17 protein-coding genes are annotated in these 16,744 nt (G+C 66.3%); 14 read left to right on the top strand and 3 right to left on the bottom strand.

Going from position 1 to position 16,744, the window contains the following annotated elements:
- Nucleotides 1–38 precede the first annotated feature (38 nt).
- The 14 genes from ASC95_RS26890 (at nucleotide 39) to ASC95_RS26825 (ending at nucleotide 14,569) form a co-directional block, all read left to right on the top strand.
- Nucleotides 39–2,372 (top strand): bifunctional salicylyl-CoA 5-hydroxylase/oxidoreductase, encoded by a 2,334-nt coding sequence (locus tag ASC95_RS26890; RefSeq protein ID WP_057300758.1) that lies wholly within the window; start codon nucleotides 39–41, stop codon nucleotides 2,370–2,372.
- The gene (locus ASC95_RS26885; RefSeq protein WP_057300757.1) at nucleotides 2,369–3,106 is read left to right on the top strand and encodes an SDR family NAD(P)-dependent oxidoreductase; all 738 of its coding nucleotides are present in this window, start codon (nucleotides 2,369–2,371) and stop codon (nucleotides 3,104–3,106) included. The genes ASC95_RS26890 and ASC95_RS26885 overlap by 4 nt, the downstream gene beginning before the upstream one ends.
- Nucleotides 3,106–3,588 carry a MarR family winged helix-turn-helix transcriptional regulator gene (locus ASC95_RS26880; protein ID WP_057300756.1) on the top strand — a complete coding sequence of 161 codons (483 nt, stop codon included), beginning with the start codon at nucleotides 3,106–3,108 and terminating at the stop codon, nucleotides 3,586–3,588. Before ASC95_RS26885 ends, ASC95_RS26880 begins: the two co-directional genes overlap by 1 nt.
- Nucleotides 3,585–4,424, top strand: a complete 840-nt coding sequence (locus ASC95_RS26875) for an enoyl-CoA hydratase family protein (RefSeq protein ID WP_057300755.1) — start codon at nucleotides 3,585–3,587, stop codon at nucleotides 4,422–4,424. Before ASC95_RS26880 ends, ASC95_RS26875 begins: the two co-directional genes overlap by 4 nt.
- Before the next feature lie 2 nt (nucleotides 4,425–4,426).
- Nucleotides 4,427–5,566, top strand: a complete 1,140-nt coding sequence (locus tag ASC95_RS26870) for an acyl-CoA dehydrogenase family protein (protein WP_057300754.1) — start codon at nucleotides 4,427–4,429, stop codon at nucleotides 5,564–5,566.
- Nucleotides 5,567–5,573: 7 nt separating this feature from the next.
- The gene (locus ASC95_RS26865) at nucleotides 5,574–7,172 is read left to right on the top strand and encodes a benzoate-CoA ligase family protein (RefSeq protein ID WP_057300753.1); all 1,599 of its coding nucleotides are present in this window, start codon (nucleotides 5,574–5,576) and stop codon (nucleotides 7,170–7,172) included.
- 110 nt (nucleotides 7,173–7,282) lie between these two features.
- A complete protein-coding gene (locus ASC95_RS26860) occupies nucleotides 7,283–8,431 on the top strand; it encodes an ABC transporter substrate-binding protein (RefSeq protein WP_235538062.1) in 1,149 nt (382 codons plus the stop codon).
- 609 nt (nucleotides 8,432–9,040) lie between these two features.
- Entirely contained in the window at nucleotides 9,041–9,961 is a 921-nt protein-coding gene (locus ASC95_RS26855) for a branched-chain amino acid ABC transporter permease (protein WP_057300752.1), read from the top strand.
- Nucleotides 9,954–10,904, top strand: a complete 951-nt coding sequence (locus ASC95_RS26850; RefSeq protein WP_057300751.1) for a branched-chain amino acid ABC transporter permease — start codon at nucleotides 9,954–9,956, stop codon at nucleotides 10,902–10,904. Before ASC95_RS26855 ends, ASC95_RS26850 begins: the two co-directional genes overlap by 8 nt.
- Nucleotides 10,882–11,649, top strand: coding sequence for an ABC transporter ATP-binding protein (locus ASC95_RS26845; protein ID WP_057300791.1), 768 nt, complete (start codon nucleotides 10,882–10,884; stop codon nucleotides 11,647–11,649). The genes ASC95_RS26850 and ASC95_RS26845 overlap by 23 nt, the downstream gene beginning before the upstream one ends.
- A 5-nt stretch (nucleotides 11,650–11,654) precedes the next feature.
- Nucleotides 11,655–12,356, top strand: a complete 702-nt coding sequence (locus tag ASC95_RS26840; protein WP_200960216.1) for an ABC transporter ATP-binding protein — start codon at nucleotides 11,655–11,657, stop codon at nucleotides 12,354–12,356.
- 105 nt (nucleotides 12,357–12,461) lie between these two features.
- Nucleotides 12,462–12,899 carry a thioesterase family protein gene (locus tag ASC95_RS26835; protein WP_057300749.1) on the top strand — a complete coding sequence of 146 codons (438 nt, stop codon included), beginning with the start codon at nucleotides 12,462–12,464 and terminating at the stop codon, nucleotides 12,897–12,899.
- Nucleotides 12,896–13,324 (top strand): RidA family protein, encoded by a 429-nt coding sequence (locus ASC95_RS26830; RefSeq protein WP_057300748.1) that lies wholly within the window; start codon nucleotides 12,896–12,898, stop codon nucleotides 13,322–13,324. Before ASC95_RS26835 ends, ASC95_RS26830 begins: the two co-directional genes overlap by 4 nt.
- Nucleotides 13,325–13,381: 57 nt before the next feature.
- Nucleotides 13,382–14,569 (top strand): Fic family protein, encoded by a 1,188-nt coding sequence (locus ASC95_RS26825; protein WP_057300747.1) that lies wholly within the window; start codon nucleotides 13,382–13,384, stop codon nucleotides 14,567–14,569.
- Nucleotides 14,570–14,625: 56 nt separating this feature from the next.
- On the opposite strand, the gene ASC95_RS30980 is transcribed toward ASC95_RS26825, so the two are convergent.
- From ASC95_RS30980 to ASC95_RS26820, 3 genes are all read right to left on the bottom strand, one after another.
- Complete coding sequence (locus ASC95_RS30980; protein ID WP_157256525.1) at nucleotides 14,626–15,294, bottom strand: hypothetical protein; 669 nt, start codon at nucleotides 15,292–15,294, stop codon at nucleotides 14,626–14,628.
- Nucleotides 15,291–15,758 carry a hypothetical protein gene (locus ASC95_RS30975; RefSeq protein ID WP_157256524.1) on the bottom strand — a complete coding sequence of 156 codons (468 nt, stop codon included), beginning with the start codon at nucleotides 15,756–15,758 and terminating at the stop codon, nucleotides 15,291–15,293. The genes ASC95_RS30980 and ASC95_RS30975 overlap by 4 nt, the downstream gene beginning before the upstream one ends.
- Before the next feature lie 178 nt (nucleotides 15,759–15,936).
- Nucleotides 15,937–16,743 carry a DeoR/GlpR family DNA-binding transcription regulator gene (locus ASC95_RS26820; protein ID WP_057300746.1) on the bottom strand — a complete coding sequence of 269 codons (807 nt, stop codon included), beginning with the start codon at nucleotides 16,741–16,743 and terminating at the stop codon, nucleotides 15,937–15,939.
- Nucleotide 16,744 lies beyond the last annotated feature (1 nt).

The raw sequence follows: 16,744 nt of genomic DNA, 5'->3' as shown, positions 1-16,744 counted from the left end.
CTATCGATTCCTAAAGTGCTACGCAGAAGGGGCTTCCCATGCGTATCACCTGTGTCGGCGGCGGGCCTGCCGGCCTGTATTTCGCGCTGCTGATGAGGAAGGCGGACCCGGCCCACCAGGTCCGCGTGCTGGAGCGCAACCGCGCTGGTGACACCTTCGGCTGGGGTGTCGTGCTGTCCGACCAGGCTGTCGACGCGCTGCGCGGGGCCGACCCCGAGACGGCCGAGCAGATCAGCGAGGCCTTCAACCACTGGGACGACATCGCCGTTCACTTCAAGGGCCGCAGCATCGTCTCCAGCGGCCATGGCTTCTGCGGCATCGGCCGCAAGCGGCTGCTGAACATCCTGCAGGCGCGCTGTGAGGCGCTCGGCGTCGAGCTGGTCTACGAGACCGACGTGCTGGATGACGCCGATATCGACGCTGATCTTGTCATTGCTGCCGACGGGCTGAACAGCCGCATCCGCCAGAAGTACGCCGCCACCTACCAGCCCGACGTCGACCTGCGCCAATGCCGCTTCGTGTGGCTGGGCACCACCAAGCTCTTCGACGCCTTCACCTTCGACTTCCAGCGTACCGAGTGGGGCTGGTTCCAGGCGCATGCCTACCGCTTCGATGCCACGCACTCGACCTTCATCGTCGAGGCCCCCGAAGACGTTTGGCGCGCTGCCGGCCTGGAGGACATGAGCAAGGAAGACGGCATCGCCTTCTGCGAGAAGCTCTTCGCCCAGGTGCTCGACGGCCATCCGCTGATCTCCAACGCCAGCCACCTGCGCGGTTCGGCGGCGTGGATCCGCTTCCCGCGCGTCGTCTGCAAGACCTGGGTGCACCGCAACGACCGCGGCATTCCCGTCGTGCTGATGGGCGACGCCGCCCATACGGCGCATTTCTCCATCGGCTCGGGCACCAAGCTCGCGCTGGAGGACGCCATCGATCTGGCGCGCGACATCCAGGCGCATGGCGACTTGGCAACGGCGCTCGACGCCTACCAGGCCACGCGCAGCATCGAGGTGCTGCGCATCCAGAACGCGGCGCGCAACTCGACCGAGTGGTTCGAGAACGTCGAGCGCCACGCAAGGCTGGCGCCGGAGCAATTCGCCTATTCGCTGCTGACGCGCTCGCAGCGCATCTCACACGAGAACCTGCGCCTGCGCGACGCGCGCTATGTCGGCGACTTCGAGCGCTGGCTGGCGGCGCAAAGCGGCGTTGATGCGCAAGTGCCACCAATGTTCACGCCCTTCAAGCTGCGCGGCGTCACGCTGAAGAACCGCGTCGTCGTGTCGCCGATGGCGCAGTACAGCTGTGAGGACGGCATCCCGGGCGACTACCACCTGGCGCACCTCGGCGCACGCGCCCTGGGCGGGGCGGGGCTGGTGTTCGCCGAGATGACCTGCGTGTCGCCCGACGCCCGCATCACACCAGGTTGCCCGGGCCTGTGGAACGACGCTCAGGGCGCGGCCTGGCAGCGCATCGTCGAGTTCGTCCACAGCCACAGCAGCGCCAGGATCGCGATGCAGCTCGGCCACGCCGGCCCCAAGGGCTCGACGCGCCTGCCCTGGGAAGGCGAGGACCTGCCGCTGCCCGACGGCAACTGGCCGCTGATCTCGGCCTCGCCGCAGCAATACCTGGCCGGCATCAGCCAGGTCGCACAGGCGATGACGCGCGCCGACATGGACCGCGTGCGGGAAGACTTCGTCAGCGCCGCCCGCCGTGCCGCCGATGCCGGCTTCGACTGGCTGGAACTGCACTGCGCCCACGGCTACCTGCTGTCCGCCTTCATCTCCCCGCTGACCAACCAGCGCGACGACGATTACGGCGGCTCGCTGGAGAACCGGCTGCGCTACCCGCTCGAAGTCTTCACCGCGCTGCGCGAGGTGTGGCCGCTGGACCGGCCGATGTCCGTTCGCATCTCAGCCCACGATTGGGTGCCGGGCGGCACGACGCCCGAGGACGCCGTGGCCATCGCCGCAGCCTTCAAGCAGGCCGGTGCGGACCTCATCGACGTGTCCTCCGGCCAGGTCAGCAAGGCGCAGCAGCCCATCTACGGGCGCATGTTCCAGACGCCATTTGCCGAGAGCATCCGCAACCGCGTCGGCATCGCGACCATGGCCGTCGGCGCCATTTCCGAGGCCGACCACGTCAACAGCATCATCGCGTCGGGCCGCGCGGACCTCTGCGCCATCGCCCGGCCACACCTGGCCAACCCGGCCTGGACGCTGACCGAGGCCGCGCGCATCGGCTACCGCGGTCCCATCGGGCTCGAGTGGCCCAAGCAGTATTTGTCCGGCAAGAGCCCGCTGGAGCGCGAATTCGAGCGCCAGCGCGCCGGCAATGTGGCCGCGGCCGAGCAGGCGAACAAGGCGTTGGGCGTATGAAGAACATGCATGCCGTCGTGACGGGTGGGGGAAGCGGCATCGGCGCCGCCGTGGCGAAGCGGTTGCTCGCCGACGGCATGCGCGTGACGCTGATGGGGCGCAGCGAGGACCGCCTGCGCCGGGCACAGGCGCCGCTGGGTGACGTGGCCATCCAGGTCTGTGACGTCGGCAACGAGGACAGCGTCACCGACGCCTTCGCTGCCGTCGGCGACGTGGACATCCTCATCAACAACGCCGGCCAGGTCGAGACGGCGCCGCTTGCACGCACCTCGCTGGAGCTCTGGCAGCGGCTGCTCAACGTCAACCTCACCGGCACCTTCCTGTGCAGTCGCGCCGTGCTGCCCGGCATGGTGACCCGCAGGCAGGGTCGCATCGTCAACGTCGCCAGCACGGCGGCGCTCAAGGGCTATGCCTATGTAGCAGCCTATTGCGCGGCCAAGCATGGCGTGCTGGGCCTCACACGGGCGATGGCGCTGGAAGTGGCGGCCAAGGGCGTGACGGTCAATGCGGTCTGCCCCGGCTACACCGAGACGGACATCGTTGCGTCCGCCGTCGACAACATCGTCGCCAAGACCGGCCGCACCGCCGACGAGGCACGCGCCGAGCTGGCCAAGGTGAACCCGCTGGGTCGCCTGATCCAGCCCGAGGAAGTCGCGGACACCGTGGCCTGGATCGTCGGCAACGGCGCCATCAACGGCCAGGCCATCGCGGTCAGCGGCGGGGAGACGATGTGATGTCGGTCACCGAGTCCGACCTCGAAACGCGGCTGTCGGAAGACGACCACCAGGCCCTCAAGCTGTGGCTGCGCCTGCTGTCCTGCACGACGCGCGTGGAAGACCAGATCCGACAGCGCCTACGCGCCGACTTCGGCACCACGCTGCCGCGCTTCGACCTGCTCGCCCAATTGGAGCGCCACCCCGATGGCCTGACGATGCGCGAGCTGTCCAAGCGGCTCATGGTGACGGGCGGCAATGTGACCGGCATCACCGACCAGCTCGAAGCTGAAGGCCTGGTGTTGCGCGAGACGCGCGCCGACGACCGCCGCAGCTTCATCGTCAAGCTCACACCGCAAGGCCGCCGCCAGTTCAAGCGCATGGCCGCCACGCACGAGGGCTGGATCGTCGAACTGTTCGCCGGCTGGACGCCGGCGCAGAAGACGCAGGTCCACGAGCTGCTCGCGCAGCTGAAAACGCATTTGGCCAAGGACGCCGCATGACTCCCTATCTGACTTCCGGCAACAGCCAAAGCCTCGCCGGCTACAGCGCCGAGCACTTCGTCTGGCAGCAGCAGGGCGCCGTCGGCGTCATCACGCTGAACCGGCCCGAGCGCAAGAACCCGCTGACCTTCGAGTCCTACGCCGAGTTGCGCGACCTGTTCCGGCGCCTCAGCTATGTCGACGACGTGAAAGCCATCGTCATCCAGGGCGCGGGTGGCAATTTCTGCTCGGGCGGCGATGTGCACGAGATCATCGGGCCGCTGACCGGCATGAGCATGCCCGACCTGCTGGCCTTCACGCGCATGACGGGCGATCTGGTGAAGGCCATGCGCGCCTGCCCGCAACCCATCGTCACGGCCATTGACGGCGTCTGCGCCGGCGCGGGGGCCATCATGGCGATGGCGTCCGACCTGCGCGTAGGCACCGCACGCAGCAAGACGGCCTTCCTGTTCACGCGCGTGGGCCTAGCGGGCTGCGACATGGGCGCCTGCGCCATGCTGCCGCGCATCGTCGGCCAGGGGAGGGCGTCGGACCTGCTCTACAGTGGCCGCAGCCTGGGCGGCGAAGAGGCGCTGTCCTGGGGTTTCCTGAATCGCTTGGTCGCGCCCGAGCAACTGTTGAATGAAACGACGACCTGGGCTGGCGAGATCGCCTCAGGCCCGAGCTTCGGCCATGCGATGACCAAACGCATGCTGCATCAAGAGTGGTCCATGGGCGTGGACGAGGCCATCGAGTCCGAGGCGCAGGCCCAGGCCATCTGCATGATGACCAAGGACTTCCATCGCGCCTACGAAGCATTTGTCGCCAAGCAGCGGCCCGTCTTCCAGGGAGATTGACGATGGACCACCTCGACTGGCCCTTCTTCGACGCCAAGCACCGCGAGCTGGTGACTTCGCTGGATGCCTGGTGCGCCGAGCATCTGCAGCATGTCGACCATGACGGCGACATCGATGCGCAATGCCGCAGCCTGGTCGCTCAGCTCGGCAAGGCGGGCTGGCTGAACCATGCCGTGGCCGGTGAAGGCCAGGCCATCGACACCCGCGCCATCTGCCTGATCCGCGAGACGCTGGCCAAGCACGATGGCCTGGCTGACTTCGCCTTTGCGATGCAAGGCCTGGGCTCGGGCGCGATCTCGCTGCAGGGCACGCCGGCTCAACGTGAAAGGTATCTGCCGCGGGTGGCTCGTGGGGAGGCGCTGGCGGCGTTCGCGCTGTCTGAGCCCGAAGCTGGGTCGGACGTCGCGGCCATGCAGTGCAGCGCCACCGAAGACGGCGACAGCTACCTGCTGAATGGCGAGAAGACCTGGATCTCCAACGGCGGCATCGCCGACTTCTATGTGCTGTTCGCGCGCACCGGCGAGGCGCCCGGCTCGCGCGGCCTCAGTGCCTTCATCGTCGACGCAGGCATCCCCGGCTTCGAGATCGCCGAACGCATCGACGTCATCGCGCCCCACCCGCTGGCGCGGCTGCGCTTCACGAACTGTCGCGTCGCCAAGAGCCAGATGCTCGGCGCGCCCGGCATAGGCTTCAAGCTGGCCATGCGCACGCTGGATGTCTTCCGCACCTCGGTCGCGGCCGCGGCGCTGGGCTTTGCGCGCCGCGCGCTGCAGGAAGGGCTGAACCAGGCCAAGTCGCGGCCGATGTTCGGCGCCCGCCTGGCTGACCTGCCACTCACGCAAGCCAAGCTGGCTGACATGGCCTGCACGGTGGACTCGTCTGCGCTGATGGTCTACCGCGCCGCCTGGCTGCGCGACCAGGGCAAGACCATCACCAAGGAAGCCGCCATGGCCAAGCTGATGGCGACGGAGGGCGCCCAGCAGGTCATCGACGCGGCGGTGCAGCTCTTCGGCGGCCGCGGCGTGCGCCGGGGCGAGATCGTTGAGTCGCTTTATCGCGAAATCCGTGCGCTGCGCATCTACGAGGGCGCGAGCGAGGTACAGCAATTGATCATCGGTCGCGAACTGCTCAAGCAAGCCTGAGGACGTCATGCACCCATCGGCCCACCTGGATACCTTCGCAAGAGACCACCTCCCGCCGCAGGACCAGTGGCCGGAGCTGGTGTTCGATCTGCCGGAGCTGCAGTTCGGCCCCCGGCTGAACGCGGCGACCGAGCTGCTGGACCGCTGGGTCGAGCAGGGACAGGGCGACCGGCCCTGCGTGCAAGGCGCCGGCGTGCGTTGGACTTATGCCGAGCTGCAGGCGGAGGCCAACCGCATCGCCAATGTGCTGGTCAACGAGTTGGGCGTCGTGCCCGGCAACCGCGTGCTGCTGCGCGGCGCCAACACGCCGAAGCTGGCGGCCTGCTGGTTCGCCGTCATCAAGGCCGGCGCCATCGCAGTCGCGACGATGCCACTGTTGCGTGCGGTCGAGCTGGGCAAGGTCATCGCCAAGGCCGAGGTGACGCATGCGCTGTGCGACGCCGCTCTGGCCGAGGAACTCGCGGCGGCTCAAGCGCAGAACCCGATGCTGCGCGGCATCTGCCACTACCGCAGCGCCGAGCCCGACGGCCTGGAAGCGCGTGCCGCGCGCCAGCCGGCCACGTTCACCAACGTTGACACCGCCAGCGACGACTGCGCGCTGATTGCCTTCACGTCCGGCACGACCGGCCAGCCCAAGGGCACGATGCACTTCCACCGCGACGTCATCGCCATCTGCCGCTGCTGGCCGGTGCACTGCCTGCGCGCGCAGGCCAGCGACGTCTTCATCGGCAGCCCGCCGCTGGCCTTCACCTTCGGCCTGGGCGGCCTGCTGCTGTTCCCGATGAGCGTCGGTGCGTCCGCCGTGCTGCTGGAGAAGCCCGCACCCGAAATGCTGCTCGCGGCGATTGCGCAGCACCGCGCGACGGTCTGTTTCACGGCGCCGACGTCCTACCGCGCGATGGCACCGCTGGTGGGCCAGCACGATCTCTCATCCCTGCGCAAATGCGTCAGCGCAGGCGAGGCCTTGCCCGCCGCCACGCGCGTGTTGTGGAAGCAGGCCACGGGCATCGAGCTGCTCGACGGCATCGGCGCGACGGAGCTGCTGCACATCTTCATCTCGCACACCGAAGAGACGGCCAAGGCCGGCGCCACCGGCAAGTCCGTGCCCGGCTACCAGGCCTGCGTCCTCGACGACGGCGGCCAGCCGATGCGCGCGGGCCAGGTCGGCCACCTCGCCGTGAAAGGCCCGACCGGCTGCCGCTACCTCGCCGACGAGCGCCAGCACCAGTACGTGCAGGACGGCTGGAACCTCACCGGCGACTCCTACCTGATCGATGACGAGGGCTACTTCGTCTACCAGGCGCGCACCGACGACATGATCATCTCGGGCGGCTACAACATCGCTGGCCCGGAGGTCGAGGCCGCGCTGCTGAGCCACCCGGCCGTCGCCGAGTGCGCCGTCATCGGCGTGCCCGATGAAGAGCGCGGCCAGCTGGTCAAGGCCTTCGTCGTGCTGCGCGAGGGCCATGCGGGTGACGCTCGCGCGCTGCAGGAGCACGTGAAGGCCACCATCGCGCCCTACAAGTACCCGCGTGCCATCGAGTTCCGAACGCAACTGCCGCGCACCGAGACGGGCAAGCTGCAGCGCTTCAAGCTCAGAGACTGAATGTCTACTAGGAGATGAATATGACTCAGGAGAAAGAAATGCAACCACAGAGGCACAGAGGCACAGAGTTCAAGCGCCTTTCTGTACTTCCTCTGTGTCTCCGTGCCTCTGTGGTTGCATTGGGCTGCTGGCTGGCAAGCCCGGTTCACGCCGCCGACAAGCTCAGGGTCGGTTTCCTCAGCACGCTGTCCGGCCCCGGCGCCGGCCTGGGCGTGGACATCCGCGACGGCTTTGCGCTGGGGCTCAAGCACAGCGGCGGCAAGTTCGGTGGCTTGCCCGTCGAGATGGTCACCGCCGACGACCAGCAGAACCCCGAGGTCGCCAAGCAGAGTGCCGAGCGCCTCATCAAGCGCGACAAGGTCGACTTCATGACTGGCATCGTCTTCTCCAATGTGATGCTGGCCGTCGGCCCGTCGGTGTTCGACGCCAAGGTCCCCTACATCAGCGCCAACGCCGGCCCATCGCAGTACGCGGGCGAGCAATGCAATCCGTACTTCTTCAACGTCGCCTGGCAGAACGACAACCTGCACGAGGCCGTGGGCAAGACGGTGGCCGAGAAGGGCTTCAAGAAGCTGGTGCTGCTGGCGCCCAACTACCCGGCGGGCAAGGACGCGATGACGGGCTTCAAGCGCTACTACAAGGGCGCGGTCGTGGAGGAGATCTACACCAAGCTCGGCCAGCTCGACTACGCGGCGGAGCTGGCGCAGGCGCGCGCGGCCAAGCCGGACGCGATGTACATCTTCCTGCCCGGCGGCATGGGCATCAACTTCATCAAGCAGTTCGTCGGCGCGGGATTGTCCAAGGACGTGACGTTGTTCGGGCCGGGGTTCTCTGCCGATGAAGACGTCATCAAGGCGGTGGGTGAGCCGATGCTGGGCATGTTCAACAGCTCGCACTGGGCGCATGACATGGACAACGTGGCGAACAAGAAGTTCGTTGCCGATTTCCTGAAGGACTACGGAAGGCTGCCGTCGCTGTATGCGAGCCAGGGGTATGACGCGGCGTTGCTGATGAACGCGGCGGTGAGGGACGTGAAGGGAAAGGTGGAGGACAAGCCTGCTTTGTTGAAGGCGATCAAGGCGGCGAAGTTCGAGTCGGTGCGGGGGGCGTTCAAGTTCAATCGGAATCAGTACCCGATTCAGGATTACTACTTGCGGGTGATCACGAAGGATGGGCAGGGGCGGGTGACGAATCGGACGATGGGGAAGATCTTCACGCAGCATGAGGATGCGTATGCGTCGGCTTGCAAGATGAACTGAATGTCGGTTGGTTGCTTGTGCGAGGAACCTTCATGACCCGGTGCAGTGAGCCGGGAGTCCGCCCCGGCAGGGCGGGTAACTTTTCTCTGACGCGCCAGAGAAAAGTCACCAAAAGAGGAGCGCTCAATGCAATCCGCACTCGAGTGGCGGCATGCGCTCGCAAGCTCGGAGTGGGCCGTGCCTCCAAGCGACCCGCTGCGCTCTCGCTGCTGTCCCTATGACGAGCACCATACATCGCCCCTTAACGCCGGTTAACGCCGGCTGCACGCCGGGCTCATCAGGAAATACCAACCAGCCGCGTCGCCCGAGCGACGCTGTATTGGGCTGTTTTGATGAGCACGGCGTGCAGCCGCGCGTCGAACGGGCTGCTGGTGCGATGGATGTTGCTCGTGACAAGTCAGACGCGAGAGCGCAGCGGTTCGCTTCTTGCCGAGACGCTGCTGGCTGTTTTCGCGCGCAGCTCTTCGCGGCGTCGCGATGGTGTGCGGTTCAGCGCCTCTTCTTTGGTGACTTTCTTCTGGCGCCGCAGAAGAAAGTTACCCGGCCGCCGGGACGGACTCCCGGCACCGTACTGGCCAACAACCAGAAGTAGCGAGCGCCACGCCCACCATGGACTGGATCCTCATCACCGAGCAACTCCTCAACGGCCTCCAATTCGGCCTGATGCTTTTCCTGCTCGCCGCCGGCCTGACGCTCGTGTTCGGCATCATGGACATGATCAACCTGGCGCATGGCTCGCTGTACATGGTCGGCGCCTATCTTGCTGCCGCCACGGCCGCCGCGACCGGGTCATTCGCACTCGCAGTGATCGCAGCCATCGCCGGCACCGCCATCCTCGGGATGGCCCTCGAAGTCACGCTGCTCCGCCGCCTCTACGCCCGCGACCACCTCAGCCAGGTCCTCGCCACCTTCGCCCTCATCCTGATGCTCAACGAAGGCGTCCGCATCCTCTGGGGCGACCAGCCCTTGATGCTCAACACGCCCGCCGCGCTGTCCGGCCCGGTCGAACTGCTGCCCGGCCTGTTCTATCCGGCCTACCGCCTGCTCATCATCGGCGTCGGCCTCGCCGTCGCACTCCTGATGTGGGTGCTCGTCACCCGCACCCGCGCCGGCATGTGGGTGCGTGCCGGTGCGTCCAACCGCCAGATGGCCACCGCCATGGGCGTCGACATCCGCAAGCTGTTCACCGCCGTGTTCGGCCTGGGCGCTGCGCTGTGCGCGCTGGCGGGCGCGCTGCTCGGACCGCTGCTGGCTGTTCAGGTCGGCATGGGCGAGAGCATCCTCATCCTGGCCTTCGTCGTCATCGTCGTTGGCGGCATCGGCTCGGTGCGCGGGGCGCTGGTGGGCTCGCTGCTCGTCGGCCTGGTGGACACCGCCAGCCGCACGCTGCTGCCCGCCGCTCTGCGCCAGCTCGCTTCGCCTGAGGTCGCGTCCAACCTCGGCCCGGCGCTGGCGTCCATCCTCATCTATGTGCTGATGGCCGCCATCCTGTTCTGGAAACCGCGCGGCCTCTTCCCCGCCCATGGCTGAAGCTCGCAGCCTCCACCACCGCAGGCTTGGCCGTTGGATCTGGCCCCTGCTGGCCCTTCTGGCTGCGCTGCCGCCGCTGCTGCAGGCCATGGGCCTGGAGTTCTACACGGTCGTCGGCACGCGCATCCTCATCTTCGCCATCGCGGCGTCCAGCCTGAATCTCATCCTCGGCTTCGGCGGGCTCGTGAGCTTTGGGCATGCGGCCTACATCGGCCTGGGAGCCTACACGGTCGCGGTGCTGATGGATGCAGGCATCACATCCGCCTGGATCGCCTGGCCAGTGGCAATGGTTGTCGGTGCAATCGCAGCGGCAGTGATCGGCGCGATCAGCCTGCGCACGCGCGGCGTCTACTTCATCATGATCACGCTGGCCTTCGCCCAGATGTTCTATTACGTGGCCGTGTCGCTGAAGGCCTATGGCGGTGACGACGGCCTGGCGCTGGCGCAGCGTTCCGCCTTTGGTTTCGGCCTGGACTTGAAGGACGACGCGAGCTTCTACTGGGTGGCGCTCGGACTCTTCGCCCTCGTCATGGCCGGCTTGCAGCGGCTGGTGAACTCGCCCTTCGGCTGGCTGCTGCAGGGCGCGCGCGAGAACGAGGTGCGCGTGGCCGCCGCCGGTGGCCGGGTGTTCGCGCTGCGCTGGCAGGCCTTCGTGGTCGCGGGCGCTATCGCCGGCCTGGCGGGCGCCATGCTGGCCAACCTGAACGGCCTGGTGTCACCCCACCTGATGCACTGGTCGCAGTCCGGCCAGCTGATGGTGATGGTCATCATCGGCGGCGCGGGCGCGCTGTGGGGCGGGCCATTGGGTGCGCTGGCGCTGCTGCTGCTGGAGGAGCTGCTGTCCGGCTACACCCTGCATTGGCAGCTCGGCTTGGGCGCGCTGCTGCTGCTCGTCGTGCTGTACGCGCCTCGCGGGTTGGCTGGAGTTTGGCGCCGTGCTTGAGGTCAAACACCTCATCAAGCGCTTCGGCGCGCTGGCCGCGACCGACGGCGCGAGCTTCGAGGTGCGGCCGGGCGAGCTGCACGCGCTGATCGGCCCCAACGGCGCCGGCAAGACGACGCTGATCCACCAGATCTCCGGCGCGCTCGCGCCTGACGCAGGCGCCATCATCTTTGACGGGCAGGACGTCACGCGGCATGGCATGGCCCGCCGTGTGCAGGCTGGCCTGGTGCGCAGCTTCCAGATCACCAACCTCTTCAAGCCCTGCTCGGTGCGCGACAACCTCGTGCTCGCCGTGCTGGCGCGGCGCGAGGGCGCGCCGTCGTGGTGGCGCAGCGCGCGCGCCGACGCGGCAGCGCATGCAGAAGCCGATGCGCTGCTCGCACGCGTCGGGCTGAGTGCCCATGCCAACCGCATCGCCGGAGAACTGGCCCACGGTGAGCAACGCCAGCTCGAAGTCGGCCTCGCACTGGCGGCGCGGCCGCGCCTGCTGCTGCTGGACGAGCCGCTGGCCGGCATGGGGCCGGACGAGTCGGCTCGCATGGTCGAGCTGCTGCAGGCGCTGAAGGCCGAGGGCCTGACGCTGCTGCTCGTCGAGCACGACATGGACGCCGTTTTCCGCCTTGCCGACCGCATCTCCACGCTGGTGGCCGGCCGCGTCATTGCCAGCGGCACGCCGGCTGAGATCCGGGAACATGCCGAGGTGAAGCGCGCCTACCTCGGGGATGAGCTGGAGGCGGTGCAATGACGGCCGTGCTCGAGATCAGGGACCTGCAAGCCGGCTACGGCGCCAGCCAGGTGCTTTTCGGCCTGAACCTCAGCATGCAGGCCGGCGAGGTCGCGACGCTGCTCGGCCGCAACGGCATGGGCAAGAGCACGCTGCTGCGCTGCCTGTGCGGCTGGATGGCACCCAGCAGCGGCCGCATCGTGTTCTGCGGCCAGGACGTCACCGGCTGGCCAGCCGACCGCATCGCACGGCTGGGGCTGGCGCTGGTGCCGGAGGGGCGGCAGGTCTTCCCCAACCTCAGCGTGCACGAGCACCTGCGTGCCTTCGCGGCCAACCGCAGCGGCGCGGCCGAGCCGTGGACGATGGAGCGCGTCTACGGCCTCTTCCCGCGCCTGGCCGAGCGCGCCGCACACATGGGCCAGCAGCTGTCCGGCGGCGAGCAGCAGATGCTGGCCATTGGCCGCGCCCTCGTCACCAACCCGCGCCTGCTGGTGCTGGACGAAGCGACCGAAGGCCTGGCGCCGCTGGTGCGCGAGGAGATCTGGCGCTGCCTGGATTTGCTGCGCGCCGCCGGCCAGACCATCCTCGTCGTCGACAAGTATGTGCAACGGCTGATCCGCCTGGCCGACCACCACACCGTCGTCGAGCGCGGCCGCGTGGCCTGGGCCGGCCCGTCGGCGGCGCTGGCGGCCGACCCGACGTTGTGGCAGAAGCACGTGGGAGTCTGAAATGAGATCCAAACAGAGCCACAGAGGCACGGAGACACAGAGGCAGCGGGATGAAGGCTCCTCTGTGTCTCTGTGGCTCTGCGGCTGTGTTCCAGGACTGCCGAGATGAACATCGCTTTTCAACGCGAACAACTCGTGCGCTTCGGCCATTGCGACCCGGCCGGCATCGTCTTCTACCCGCGCTACTTTGAGATGCTCAACGAGCTGATCGAGGACTGGTTCGCGCGCGCGCTGGGCCTGCCCTTCGACGTGCTGATCGGCCAGCGCGGCGTCGGCATACCGACCGCGCAGCTCGACACCCGCTTCCTGCGCGTCAGCCGCCATGGCGACCGCCTGCAGCAGTCCATCCACTTCCAGCGCCTCGGCGGCGGCTCGATGACATTGCGCATCGCCTTCGATGGCGACGATGGCCCGCGCGTCGAGTTCACGCACGTGCTGGTCTGCACCTCGCTGGCGACCCACAAGCCCCAGGCCTTTCCCGCCGATCTGCGTGCCGCGCTGGAGCGCTCGCTCGCCGCACAACAGGAGACAGACACACCATGAGCAACAACCACAAGCAGATCCTGCAGCCCGCCAGCTGGACCCCGCCGCGCGGCTATGCCAACGGCGTGGCGGCCAGCGGCCGCCAGGTCTTTGTCGCCGGCCAGATCGGCTGGAACGAGCGCTGCGAGTTCGACAGCGATGACTTCATCGCCCAGGTGCGCCAAACCCTGCTCAACATCCGCGCCGTGCTGGCCGAGGCGCAAGCCCAGCCGGAGCACATCGTGCGCATGACCTGGTACCTCATCGACAAGCGCGAATACATCGCCCGCGGCCGCGAGGTGGGCCAAGCCTACCGCGACGTGCTGGGCCGCGACTACGGCATCGCCATGAGCGCCGTGCAGGTGGCGGCGTTGATGGAGGACCGGGCGAAGGTGGAGATCGAGGTGACGGCGGTGGTGCCGGAGGCTGCAGGCCAGGGCGCTTGAGCCGCAATTCTGGTAATTCGGCTCACATTTTGAGCCGATAGTGCTAAATTGCGGCTCATGATCGCGAGAGCACGCCCCTGGAACTGGCTTCGCGCTGACTGGCCGGACTTCGTTTACGACAATGCGGCCGTCAGCGCCGACCTGGCCCAGGCCTACCGTTTGCATGGCGTCATGGAAGGCAAGGCTGCAGCCATCGGCTTCACGGGTACCAGCGACGTCGCGCTCGACTCGATGGCCGACGAGGTGCTGACCACGGCGGCCATTGAAGGGGAGCGGCTGTCGCTGGACGCCGTCAGGTCGTCGGTCATGCGCCGGATGGGCTTGGAGGCGCCAGGGCTCATCGACCGTGCCGTGGACGGTCTGGTCGCTGTCGTTCACGACGCAACCACCGCAGCGGGCGCGGCGCTCGACGAAGACCGGCTTTGCCGCTGGCAATCGGCGCTGTTTCCGGGCGGCACTTCAGGTGTTCAACGCATCGCCGTGGGCCGCTATCGGGATCACAAAGACCCGATGCAGATCATCAGCGGCCTGCCCGGCCGCGAGGTCGTCCACTACGAGGCGCCGCCATCGGCCGAAGTGCCGCGGCACATGGCGCGCTTCATCAACTGGTTCAACGACACCGCGCCCGGCGGCGCTTCCTCGGCGGCACGCCTGGACGGCCTTGCGCGTGCCGCCATCGCCCACCTTTGGTTTGAAAGCATCCACCCGTTCGAGGACGGCAACGGCCGCATCGGCCGCGCCCTCGTCGACATGGCCGTGGCCCAGCACCTCAGCACGCCGGTCAGGCTGTTCAGCCTGTCGCGGCAACTGCTGGAGCGCCGCTCCGACTACTACGACCAGTTAAACCTCTGCCAGCGTGGCGGCATGGACGTGACGAGTTGGGTCCAATGGTTCGCGCAGCAGTGTGCTGCCGCCTACTCGGCGGCCAGCGCCACGATGGACATCGCCCTCGTGAAGCGCCGGTTTGCGGAGCACCACGGGATCGCCGGGCTGCCTGAGCGCCAGCGCAAGGTGTTGCAGCGTTTGCTCGACGACGGTGACGGCGGTTTCCTGGGCGGGCTCAACGCCGAGAAGTACATGAAGATGACCGGTGCGTCCAAGGCCACGGCCACTCGGGATCTGGCCGAGATGGTCAAGCGGGGGCAACTCTGGAGCACGGGCGCTGGCAAGGCCTTGCGCTACTACGTCAACGTGCCCGGCTGGACGCATGGCGTCGCAACGGGTGAAGGCTCGGAAGAGCCGTAACTGTTCTCATCAGAGGTGACGGCGGTGATGCCGGCGTGAGGCTTGGTCGATCAGCACTATCGCCGCTTAGCTTGGGCATTGCGAAAGACCTCTCTGAATTGCGCGATTACCTGAATCTCTGCGTCTGGGTTTAACGGCGTTAGCCCGAAATGCCTCTTTCTCTTGTGGTGAGCCAACACCCGATCAACTGAGCGGCCATCACTATTGCTCAGCATGAATCTCCCTTCAGCGCCGAGATCTGCGGTTGTGCCGAGAAACTCCCTTCCCAGGGCGATTCCTAGCTTCCCGGTATAGAACTTGCACTCGGCTGTGAGAAGTACAGCGGCTTTTTTAGGGTGCACCCAGTTTCGTCGGCAGAAGGCGCCTTCAGCTTGTTCCATGACCGCTAAGTCGCACTCATGTAAAACTCCAGCCAAACCTTCTATATAGATTCCAATGTGCGCTTCATATGAGAGTCCGCTTGGAAAGTCAATTCTGGCGTGGGTATAGTCTTTCGTCGGGGAATAGATCCGGCCGGGAGCTGTTCGAAATCTAAGTGGTGAGGGGTTTATATTTCCTAGCGCCGATTGGAACGTTATTGCCGCGCCTTCTTCTTTTGCCGCTCGTAGTGCCAAAGTCAATACGTATATTTCGAACGCATCGTTTGCCTGCCCTCCACTTGCGACGGGGGCATGACCAGCAAGCGTTGCGTTGTAAGCCGCTTCTAGATCAGCAAGCGCAGTCATGACTCAAGCTTCTGAGTGAAAGAAGCAAATCGCTGCCGAAGATCCGCCAAATTCTCCGTGTTAGGCGCTACATCTACAGCGTAGGAGCCATCCGTGCGCTCTTCGTCATCTGGTGCATCGAATTCAATTCGGGTTGAAGTCGCGCCCAATTCCGTAAGTGCCTTTGCAGTCGCCGCTTGAATCTCAGGTAGCGTCACGAAAACCTCATGTAAAGCAAAAGTAATTAATTCAAGCTTTTCCGCTTCTTCATACGGCCTAGAGGTTTCGTACTTTTCCCTCTTTGTTCGCTCTTTCGAAGTCATATCGAAGGAGGCAAGTTGAAAGTCCACCTGAGCGAGGCTCCCACGCTCTTTGGCGCTTTGGGCAATGCCTTCCGAGAAGGAAGACACCAGATGGCTTAGTACCCAATCAATCTTGTCGTCTCTACGAAGCAGATCAAGGGCTGCTCTGCTAGTCTCATCCATGGTCGGCAAATCTCCCGTTGTAGGCGGCAAAGGCGCCCTTGGCGCAATGTCCCCGTGGGGGCAAGCTTTACACCGCCACTATGCCAACGAAATGCGATCGCACAAGGTGCAAAGTTACGGAAGTTCAGTGCCGGGTACTGCGCAGATAAGTTCGCAGATAAGTTTCTACCAACTTGCGTTATGCCAACACCACCTCAATCCCCCGCCCCCGCAACTGATCCACGATCGCCTGATCTGCCCCGGTGTCCGTGATCAGCACATCCAGCTGTTCCACCGGCGCAATGACCGACAGGTTGCGCTTCATCAGCTTGGAAGCGTCCGCCACGGCCACAACCTGGCGGCTGATCTTCATCATCTGGGCGTTCAACTGCGCTTCGAGCAGGTGCGGCGTCATTAGGCCGATGTCGGGGTCGAGGCTGTCGACGCCGAGGAAGAGGCGGTCGGCATACAGGCCCTGCAACGCGGCCACGGCCTGGGGGCCGGACAGCGAGAAGGAGTTGGGCCGCAACTGGCCGCCCGGCATGATGAGGTTGACGTGCGGCACCGTGGCCAGCAGCGCGGCGATGTTCAGCGCGTTGGTGATGACATTCAACTGCGTCAGCCGCAGGCCGCGGATCTGCTTGGCGATCTCTTCGGTGGTGGAGCCGGAGTCCAGCAGAATGGTCTCGCCGTCGCGGATCATCTTGGCCGCCTCGGTGGCGATGCGCACCTTCTGCTCGTGGCGCAGCTTCTGCTTCACGCCGATGGGCACTTCCTCGGTGTCGCGCTGGGCCAGTGCGCCGCCGTGGGTGCGCAGCACAGCGCCGGTGGAGGCAAGCGCGTTGAGGTCGCTGCGGATGGTGACGACGGAGGTGCCGAAGCGATCAGCCAGTTCGTCCACCGTGACGCGGCCCTGCGTCTGTACCAGCTCGCGGATCAGCCGGCGCCGCTCGTCGATGAGCAGCGGGCTTTCGGTTTTCGCGGGCGACGAGACGGAGGTGGGCATG

Origin of the sequence: Pelomonas sp. Root1217 (assembly GCF_001425705.1) — a bacterium.
Lineage (GTDB): Bacteria > Pseudomonadota > Gammaproteobacteria > Burkholderiales > Burkholderiaceae_C > Pelomonas.
The sequence above is the reverse complement of the archived record's forward strand: the minus strand, read 5'-3'. Positions and strand labels throughout refer to the sequence as shown.

Excerpts from the sequence above, each read along its gene's own strand:
- ASC95_RS26835 (WP_057300749.1), top strand. The coding sequence starts at position 12,462 with ATGAACATCGCTTTTCAACGCGAACAACTCGTGCGCTTCGGCCATTGC.
- ASC95_RS26885 (WP_057300757.1), top strand. The coding sequence starts at position 2,369 with ATGAAGAACATGCATGCCGTCGTGACGGGTGGGGGAAGCGGCATCGGC.
- ASC95_RS26825 (WP_057300747.1), top strand. The coding sequence starts at position 13,382 with ATGATCGCGAGAGCACGCCCCTGGAACTGGCTTCGCGCTGACTGGCCG.
- ASC95_RS30980 (WP_157256525.1), bottom strand. The coding sequence starts at position 15,294 with ATGACTGCGCTTGCTGATCTAGAAGCGGCTTACAACGCAACGCTTGCT.
- ASC95_RS26890 (WP_057300758.1), top strand. The coding sequence starts at position 39 with ATGCGTATCACCTGTGTCGGCGGCGGGCCTGCCGGCCTGTATTTCGCG.
- ASC95_RS26865 (WP_057300753.1), top strand. The coding sequence starts at position 5,574 with ATGCACCCATCGGCCCACCTGGATACCTTCGCAAGAGACCACCTCCCG.
- ASC95_RS26820 (WP_057300746.1), bottom strand. The coding sequence starts at position 16,743 with ATGCCCACCTCCGTCTCGTCGCCCGCGAAAACCGAAAGCCCGCTGCTC.
- ASC95_RS26850 (WP_057300751.1), top strand. The coding sequence starts at position 9,954 with ATGGCTGAAGCTCGCAGCCTCCACCACCGCAGGCTTGGCCGTTGGATC.
- ASC95_RS26880 (WP_057300756.1), top strand. The coding sequence starts at position 3,106 with ATGTCGGTCACCGAGTCCGACCTCGAAACGCGGCTGTCGGAAGACGAC.
- ASC95_RS30975 (WP_157256524.1), bottom strand. The coding sequence starts at position 15,758 with ATGGATGAGACTAGCAGAGCAGCCCTTGATCTGCTTCGTAGAGACGAC.
- ASC95_RS26830 (WP_057300748.1), top strand. The coding sequence starts at position 12,896 with ATGAGCAACAACCACAAGCAGATCCTGCAGCCCGCCAGCTGGACCCCG.
- ASC95_RS26855 (WP_057300752.1), top strand. The coding sequence starts at position 9,041 with ATGGACTGGATCCTCATCACCGAGCAACTCCTCAACGGCCTCCAATTC.
- ASC95_RS26875 (WP_057300755.1), top strand. The coding sequence starts at position 3,585 with ATGACTCCCTATCTGACTTCCGGCAACAGCCAAAGCCTCGCCGGCTAC.
- ASC95_RS26870 (WP_057300754.1), top strand. The coding sequence starts at position 4,427 with ATGGACCACCTCGACTGGCCCTTCTTCGACGCCAAGCACCGCGAGCTG.